Raw genomic sequence first — 7821 nt, forward strand, 5'->3', positions numbered from 1 at the left:
AGGGTGGGGAGGACGTCACGGACCCTTCAGAGATAGGGATGTAGGATAAGGCTCTGGCCAGCCTTCTTCTAGCCAGTCTGCCGCCGCGCCGTCGCCGTGGAGCAGTACCTCGGCGAGATCGGCGGGTTCGTCGATGTCGGTCGCGAGCCGGTGTGAGTCGACGACGCGGAGGCTCGCGCCGATCTCCGCAGCGATCCGCCGGTGGTCGAGATAGGAGGCCCCGTGGTAGTCGACGCGGAACGAGGGGTGTGAGACGACGAGCGCGTTCGTCCCGCCGCCCCGACCGGGGGCGACGGCGACCTCGGCCGCCGTCCCCGCCTCGAAGAGCCGCTCGGTCGCGTCCGGCGTCGCGAGCGCTAGATCCGCCATGACGACGGCGACGGGTTCCGGACGGTCGGGGGCGTTCGCGTCGCCCTCGTCTTTGGAGGGGAGATCCACGTCGCGCGCGTCCTCGGGAGAGGCATCCGCGTCAACGTCGCGCGCGTCGCCGCCGAAATGCCTGGTAAGCGCCGCGTTCACGGCCGTCGTCAACGGGCGCTCGTCCACGGTGACCGGCGCGTCGACGTCGACGTCGCCGGTCGCGAGTACCTGCGGCTCGCCGCCGGCCGCGTCGACGGCCTCGAGGACGTCGCGGAGCATGACGTGCGCGAACGACGACCGCTCTGCGGGCGTCAGAACGCCGGAGAGCCGGGACTTCGGTCTGTCGGTCGAGAACGGAACGAGGACCTCCATCGGGAGAAGGCAGGTCAGAACAGCGATTCCAGCTCGTCCTCGCCGTCGTTGACGAGTTCTTCGAGGTTGTCCTCGCTCTCGTCGCGGATCTCCTCTAAGTTGTCCTGCGCCTCGATGGCGACCTGCTGTAGCTCCTTGATCCGGGGGACGTTGGTGACGCCCGCGAGCAGGATGACGGACGCGACGAACCCGGCGCCGCGGTACGGGTAGTCGCCGCCGCGGACCTCCATCGATCCGGTCTGTTCTTCGAGCCACTTGCGGCCGCGCTCTATCCCCTTCCGGTTGAGGTACTGCGGCGGTCCCGCGAGCACGAGCAGCGCGCGCTCTGCCCCCTCGATCTCACACGGGAGCGTGAGCCGCCCGAGCGCCGCCTTGCGGACGAGGCTCGTGATGCGGTTCGTCGTGTGCGCGGTGTCGAGTTCCTCCTCGTTCTCGTCGTTGCGGAGCCGCGAGAGGAGGCCGCCGGAGCTGCGCTCTTCGACTTCCTCTTCGGCGTATCCGACGGTCGAGACGCCGCCGCCGGAGAGCGTGTTGATGATCTCCGAGGAGTCGACGACGCTCTCGGCGACCTCCTGGCCCTGCTTGATCTCGCCGGCACCGAAGAGAATCCCGAATCGACGGACGATCTCTTCGTTGATCTGCTCGTAGCCCCCTTGGACGGATTCGCCGGTCTTCCGCCAGGCGTCGTTGTCGAACACCATCAGGTTGTCCACCTCGCGGACGAACGTCTGGAACGAGCGGGCCGCGTTCAGCGTGTAGATCCCGCCCTCGTCGCTGCCCGGCAGGATGCCGAGTCCGTACACGGGCTCGGTGTAGATCCGCTTGAGGTGCTTCGCCAGCACCGGAGCGCCCCCCGAGCCGGTGCCGCCGCCGAGTCCGGCGACGACGAGGAACGCGTCGACCTCGTGAACCGGGATCGAGTCGATCGCGCCCTGTACCTCGTCGATGTCCTCCTCGGCGATCTCCGCGCCCAGTTCGTTGTCGGCGCCGACGCCGTGGCCCTTCACGCGCGACTGGCCGATGAGGACGCGCTGTTCCTCGGAGATGTGTTCGAGACCCATCAGGTCGGCCTTGGCCGTGTTCACGGCGGTGGCCGCCCGGACGATCTCCGACCCCGTCCGCTTGTCGTACTCCAGGAACTTGTCGACGACTTTACCCCCCGCCTGCCCGAATCCAATCATTGCGAGTTTCATCGTGTGCTCCCTCCGCCTTTGAACAGAACAGAACGCGATCTCTTATTTAAAACTTCGGTTGGCGTTATTACCGTTGAGATCCGTATGGATGACCACTCTCGCAGCCGATCGGTGATCTCGAGTGCGACGCGACGGGCCGCGAGTGGACGACCGGCGACTGTGCGGTCTGCGGTCGTGCGGACCGGTGACCCGTGTACGGTCATGTGACACCGAGATAGGCCGACAAGGTGGTCATCTCGCTGGGATCGACGCCGAACGCGACCGCGTCGTTGTCGGCGGTCGTGTTGTCGAACTTCAGCGACTGGTACTGGTCCGGTCCCATCGGGAACCCCGGCACGGCTCCTAACACCGTGAGGCCGACCTTCGCGAACGGCATCGGCAGCGGAACGATCGTGACGTCCCGCCCTTCGGCCTCGTACACGAGGTCGGTCACCTCGCGTAGCGTCAGCGTCTCCGGGCCGCCGACTTCGTAGGTCTCGCCGACGTGTTCGTCGTCCTCCACCGCAGCGACGAGCATCGGGACGAGGTCCTCGACGTGGATCGGCTGGAACCGCGTCTTCCCGCCGCCGGGCAGCGGGTACAGGGGGACGCCGGGGGCGAACATCCCCTTCAGCCGCTTGGTGAACGAGACGAATTCGCCCCCGTCGCCGAAGACGACCGAGGGACGGAAGATGGTCCAGTCGAGACCGCTCTCACGGACGATCGCTTCGGCCGCTCCCTTCGCGCGGATGTACGCGGTCTCGCCGTCGGGGTCGGCGCCGAGCGCGCTCAACTGGACGAAGCGGTCGACGCCGCTTCCCTCGGCCGCCTGCACGAGGTTCGCGGTGCCGCCGCGGTGGACCCGGTCGTGCATCACGTTCCCGCCCTTCGGCTCGAAGAGCGGCGAGAGCGCCACGAGGTTCACCACCGCGTCGCGTCCGTCGACCGCGTCGGCGATCGAGTCGGCGTCCGTGACCTCCCCGGTCGCCGTCTCGACGCCGTCTGGTCCCTCGCCCGGTGACCGGGACAGCGCCGTCACCTCGTGGCCCGCGTCGACGAGCGCCCCGCAGAGGTACGACCCGATGAACCCGGTCCCTCCGGCTACCAGCACGTCCATGGACATCACATGGCGGGCAACCCCCGTAAACCTACCGTGGGCGTCTGACGCGCGCACGACACAAGCCGGGTAGTGGTGGGATAGCGGCGGGATCGGGGTGGAGGGAGGTCAGGTAGCAGTAGGGGGAACATCAGAGCAGTGGAGGGAACGTCAGCGAGCCGAATCGCCCGGTCACTCCTCGTCGGCGTCGGGATCGGGAACCGTCAACACGGGGACCGGCGACGTCCGTACCACCCGCTCGGCGACGCTTCCGAGCAGGTAGCGCCCGACGCCGGTGCGGCCGTGGGTTCCCACCGCGACGAGGTCGACGTCGCGGTCAGCAACGGCGGCCCGGATCCCGCGGGCGGCCGAGGTGCCGACCTCGACGGTCTCGGTCGCGTCGACGCCCGCCTCTCTCGCGACCGCGGCCGCGTCAGCGACTCGGTCTTCGGCCTCGTCGACGAGCGCGTCGACCCCCGAGTATCCGCCGATCCCGACGTCGTTCACCGGGACGATCGAGAGAACGTGGACCGTCGCGTCCGTCCGGGCCGCGAGAGCCACCGCGCGGTCGAGCGCGGCGCTCGCGCACGCGCTGCCGTCGGTCGGCACGAGGATGTCGCGGTAGGGGTAGCGTGCCGTCCCGTCGGGACGGACGCTGAGCACGGGGACCGTCGCCCGCCGGACGACCCGTTCCGTGGTGCTCCCGAGCAGCAGCTGATCGAGCCCCTCCCGGCCGCGCGTGGGCATGCCGATCAGGTCCGCCTCGTACTCGTCCGCGTAGGCCGCGATCGTCTCCGGGACGCCGCCCTGTCGCACCGCGGTGACCGTCTCCACGTTCCGGTCCGCGGCGCGGTCGGCGACGGACTCGACGATCCCCTTCCCCTCGCGCTCGAGGACGTCGACCACCTCTCGCCCGATTCGCGTGACGCTGTCGTGGGTCGTGTCGGCCACGTTGAGGACGTGGACGGTCGCGTCGTGGTCGGCGGCGACGTCCAGCACGTGGTCGAACGCCGCGTTCGCCCCGTCGCTCCCGTCCGTCGGGAACAGGATGCGGTCAAACATGCGCTACCCGTCACGGCGGTAGAACAAAAAATGTCCGCGACGGGTCCCGAGAGACTCGACTCCGGCGCGACTGAGCTCCCCCGGTGCGACCGGACCTTGGATTAGACCGAACGAGAGTCGCTCTCGTCGTCCGCTTCGTCTCCGGTGGCCCCGATCCGGACGGTTGAGATCCGGGCGCCGTCGACCGCGGTGACCTCGAACGTCCAGCCGCCCGCCTCGACGACGTCGCCGCGTTCCGGCGAGCGGCCGATCCGGTCCAACACCAGTCCGCCGAGGGTCTCGTAGCCGTCGCCGGCGAAGTCGGTCCCGAGCGTGTCGTTGACGGTCGACAGCGAGACCGACCCGTCGGCCTCGTACACGCCATCGTCGACCGTCCGTATCGTGTGTTCGCCGCGGTCGGCGTCGAACTCGTCGCGGAGGTCCCCGACGAGCGACTCGACGAGGTCCTCGACGGTGACGATCCCCTCGAACGCCCCCCACTCGTCGACGACGACGGCCATCTGCCGTCGCTCGGCGCGGAACTGCACGAGGAGGTCGTGGATCGACGTCGTCTCCGGGACCACGATCACCTCCCGCGCGAGCTCGCCGGCGGTGACCGCGTCGTCGTCCTCCTCGCCGGCGCGCAGCACGTCTTTCACGTCCACGAAGCCGACCACGCGGTCGGCGTCGTCCTCGGCCACGACCGGGTAGCGGGTGTGTTCCGCCTCCAGTACCGTCGACCGAATCGCCGGCAGGTCGCTGTCGGCCGGGAGGCTCACCACGTCCGGGCGGGGGACCATCACCTCGCGGACGACGGTGTCGTCGAGGTCGAAGACGCCCTCGATCATCTCGACCTCCGCGTCGGCGACGTGGCCGGCCTCGCCGGCGCGCGCGAGCACTCGCCGGATCTCCCGCTCTTCGAGCGTCTCGTCGGTCTCGGAGGCGGGCGGAACGCCGATCAGCCGGGTGAAGGCGTTCGCGGTGCCGTTGAACACGACGATGCCGGGCGCGAACACGTAGTACGCGAGCTTCATCGGCGGCGCGAGCACCAACGAGGCGCGCTCCGCCTGCGCGATGGCGATCGTCTTGGGCGCGAGTTCGCCGAACACGACGTGGAGGAAGGTGATGACGCCGAACCCGATCGCGAACGCGACGAGGTGGAGGAGCCCCGCCGGGAGCAGCGGACCGAGCACCGGCTCGATGAGCGCCGCGACCGCGGGCTCGCCGATCCACCCGAGCCCGAGCGACGCGACCGTGATCCCGAGCTGTGTCGCCGCGAGGTAGTCGTCGAGGCTCGCCATGACGTCCTGGAGCGCTCCCGCGCCGGGGCGTCCCTCCGCAACGAGCTGTTCGACCGACGTCGAACGGACCCGGACGAAGGCGAACTCCGACGCGACGAAGAAGCCGTTCAGCGCCACCAGCACGAGGGCTGCGACCACCCGCGCGACGGAGACCGCGACGTCTACCATCGATTCCTCCCGGACGCTCGGACGACAGCGCAGTCGGCGACCATGTCCCGCCGTTCGGCGGGGGTCAGTAAAAAGCTCCGTCACGACCAGGTCCGTGCGTCTCGCCTCGGGCGGCTCGGGCCTCGGTCAGACGTTCCGTGCGCCGCCGAAGGCGCCGGCCGGCGCTCCACCGTCGGTCCGCCGCCGTCGATGCTCCACGGCTGGTGCACCGCCGTCGACGCTCCACGGCCGGCGCGCCGCCCCGACCCGGGTCGTTTATTCGTCGGCGCGTCGGAGCCACGGCCATGCTGGTCACGCTGGAGGGGCTCGACGGGAGCGGCAAGACGACCGTCTGGGAGGCGCTCCGCGAGCGGTTCCCCGCGGCGACGTTCACCCGGGAGCCGACCGACAGCTGGTACGGCGACGCGGTCTACCGGTCGATCGAGTCGGACGACGCCGACCCGCTGGCGGAGCTGTTCCTGTACACCGCCGACCACGCGAACCACCTCTCGTCGACGGTCGAGCCGGCCCTCGCCGACGGCGACCTCGTCGTCTCCGACCGTTACTCCGACTCGCGGTTCGCGTACCAGGCCGCGACGCTCGCCGCGAGCGACGCCGGGATCGACCGACCGCTCGAGTACATCCGGGAGATTCACGCCGCCTTCTCGCGGCGGCCGGACGCGACGATCTACCTCGACCTGGACGCCCGCACCGCCGCAGAGCGCTCGGGACGGACGAACAAGTTCGAGCGGGACGGATACCTCGCCGCGGTCCGAGAGAACTACGAGCGGCTGATCGACGCGGAGCCCGACCGGTTCCACCGGATCGACGCCACGCTCCCCCCCGCCGACGTGAGCGACCGGGCCGAGGCGATCGTCGCGAACCTACTCGAAGAGTGAGTCTGAGATCGGTCCGACGGCGCGAGCATCCCGTCGTTCACCGGGTGTCGGGCAGTTCGTACTCCTCGGGGGGCGTGAGGTAGAGGTAGTCGATCGCTACACCGAGCACGATCGGGAGCCCGATGAGCAGCCCCGCGAGCAGCGTCGGGCTGCCAACGTCGACGCCGGTACCGACCGGGAGCGCGCCGGTGAACACGAGCGTCGAGACGAAGAGGAGGATGGGCGTCAACACGACCGTGTAGACCACCGACCCCCACGCGGTCGACAGCCGGAGCCGGAAGAAGCGGGTCGCCACCCCGGCGAGGAGCGTGTGGAACGCCACGAGCCCGAGGAGGCTGACGAACCCGAACAGCGCGAGCATACGTACGGTTGGGGCTCACGGCATTTGCCCCTATCGCCTGCGGCGTCGGCGGCGCTCCCGTCGCCGTCCCGACGGGCGGGGCCCGGTCAGGTCCCGCCGCCCTGCTGTCGGGCCGCCGAGAGCAGCCCCGAGACGGGTTCGGTGTACTCGTAGCCGGGGATCACGCCCTGCACGTAGGTCCCCTCGACGAAGTCGATCAGCGCGCCGGCGTCGTCGACGCCGCGGCGCTCGTTGATCTCGGTCAGCTCGAAGCGCACGACGATATCGCCGTCGTCGGCCTCGACGCTGGGATCGAAGTCGTGGTCGCCGCGGGTGACGCCGCCGACGTCGACGACCCGGCGCTCGAACGTCTCCGCCCAGCCCTCCTCGACCACGTCGCGACCTCGTCGGCCGTGACGGCCGAGAGCGTCGGCACCCGGACGGTCACCGCGAACCGAACTCGGCCGTCGGCGGCGGGCTCGGCACGGACCGCGGCGTCGAACGGGGTCGTCTCCGCGGTCCACGCGTCGTCCTCGGCCGCCGGCTCGAAGGACCCGTGGTCGCCGAAGGCGCGGCGGACGCGGCCGGAAATATCGCTCTCGCTCATGCCCGATCGGAAGCGCTACGCCCTCAAAAGCGCGTTGTGTTGTGTCGTTGATGGGTCGGCGCTCGCGCCGCGCTCGGTCCCGACAGCGCCCCGTCGTCGGGCTCGGTCCTCGCTCCCCGCCGTCGCCGGCCGCCGAGCCGCTATCTCTGTCGCGTGGTCCCCGACCTCCAGTGCCGCTTTTGCCGTCTGATCCTCACGATCGATCACTGCGAGAAACACTTATGTGCTATCGTGGTAGATGATAACATGCATAGAATGTTCGAGCGATTCTCGAGCGGATACTACCTGGGGGAACTGTACGTTGAGCCCCACGACGGCGACCGGGCCGTCATCCAGCGGGTCGACCACGAGCGCGTCAACGAGCAGCTGTACGCCGACGGCGAGGGCGTAGAGCGACTCGACGCGCCGCTCGTGATGAAAGTCGAGGGCGGGCACATCCCCGTTGGCGGCGACGAGGACGTTCCCAGCGGCACGCTCGCGCTCCCC

General features: G+C 69.7%; 8 protein-coding genes and 1 pseudogene. 2 read left to right on the forward strand and 7 right to left on the reverse strand.

What is annotated here, in order from left to right; genetic code table 11:
• Positions 1-15: 15 nt before the first annotated feature.
• The 5 genes from cofC to GJ633_RS11695 form a co-directional block, all read right to left on the reverse strand.
• Positions 16-732, reverse strand: a complete 717-nt coding sequence (gene cofC / locus GJ633_RS11675; protein WP_156588965.1) for a 2-phospho-L-lactate guanylyltransferase — start codon at positions 730-732, stop codon at positions 16-18.
• Positions 733-746: 14 nt separating this feature from the next.
• Positions 747-1925: a tubulin/FtsZ family protein gene (locus GJ633_RS11680; protein WP_197431323.1), complete on the reverse strand. Its 1179-nt coding sequence runs from the start codon at positions 1923-1925 to the stop codon at positions 747-749.
• A gap of 199 nt (positions 1926-2124) precedes the next feature.
• A complete protein-coding gene (locus GJ633_RS11685; RefSeq protein ID WP_156588966.1) occupies positions 2125-3021 on the reverse strand; it encodes a complex I NDUFA9 subunit family protein in 897 nt (298 codons plus the stop codon).
• Between the two features lie 171 nt (positions 3022-3192).
• The gene (locus GJ633_RS11690; RefSeq protein ID WP_156588967.1) at positions 3193-4062 is read right to left on the reverse strand and encodes a universal stress protein; all 870 of its coding nucleotides are present in this window, start codon (positions 4060-4062) and stop codon (positions 3193-3195) included.
• 101 nt (positions 4063-4163) lie between these two features.
• Positions 4164-5510, reverse strand: a complete 1347-nt coding sequence (locus tag GJ633_RS11695) for a hemolysin family protein (RefSeq protein WP_156588968.1) — start codon at positions 5508-5510, stop codon at positions 4164-4166.
• Between the two features lie 284 nt (positions 5511-5794).
• Between GJ633_RS11695 and tmk the strand changes: the two genes are divergently transcribed.
• Positions 5795-6388, forward strand: coding sequence for a dTMP kinase (gene tmk, locus GJ633_RS11700; protein ID WP_156588969.1), 594 nt, complete (start codon positions 5795-5797; stop codon positions 6386-6388).
• 37 nt (positions 6389-6425) lie between these two features.
• On the opposite strand, the gene GJ633_RS11705 is transcribed toward tmk, so the two are convergent.
• Together GJ633_RS11705 and GJ633_RS11710 are read right to left on the reverse strand one after the other, a co-directional pair.
• The gene (locus tag GJ633_RS11705; protein WP_156588970.1) at positions 6426-6749 is read right to left on the reverse strand and encodes a hypothetical protein; all 324 of its coding nucleotides are present in this window, start codon (positions 6747-6749) and stop codon (positions 6426-6428) included.
• 86 nt (positions 6750-6835) lie between these two features.
• A pseudogene (locus tag GJ633_RS11710) lies at positions 6836-7335 on the reverse strand (DUF5813 family protein).
• 255 nt (positions 7336-7590) lie between these two features.
• Here GJ633_RS11710 and GJ633_RS11715 point away from each other — a divergent pair.
• Positions 7591-7821 (forward strand): DUF5802 family protein (locus GJ633_RS11715; RefSeq protein WP_156588972.1); only part of this gene is annotated, 231 nt, incomplete at its 3' end.

It is taken from the genome of Halorubrum sp. CBA1125, assembly GCF_009742825.1.
Taxonomy (GTDB): domain Archaea; phylum Halobacteriota; class Halobacteria; order Halobacteriales; family Haloferacaceae; genus Halorubrum.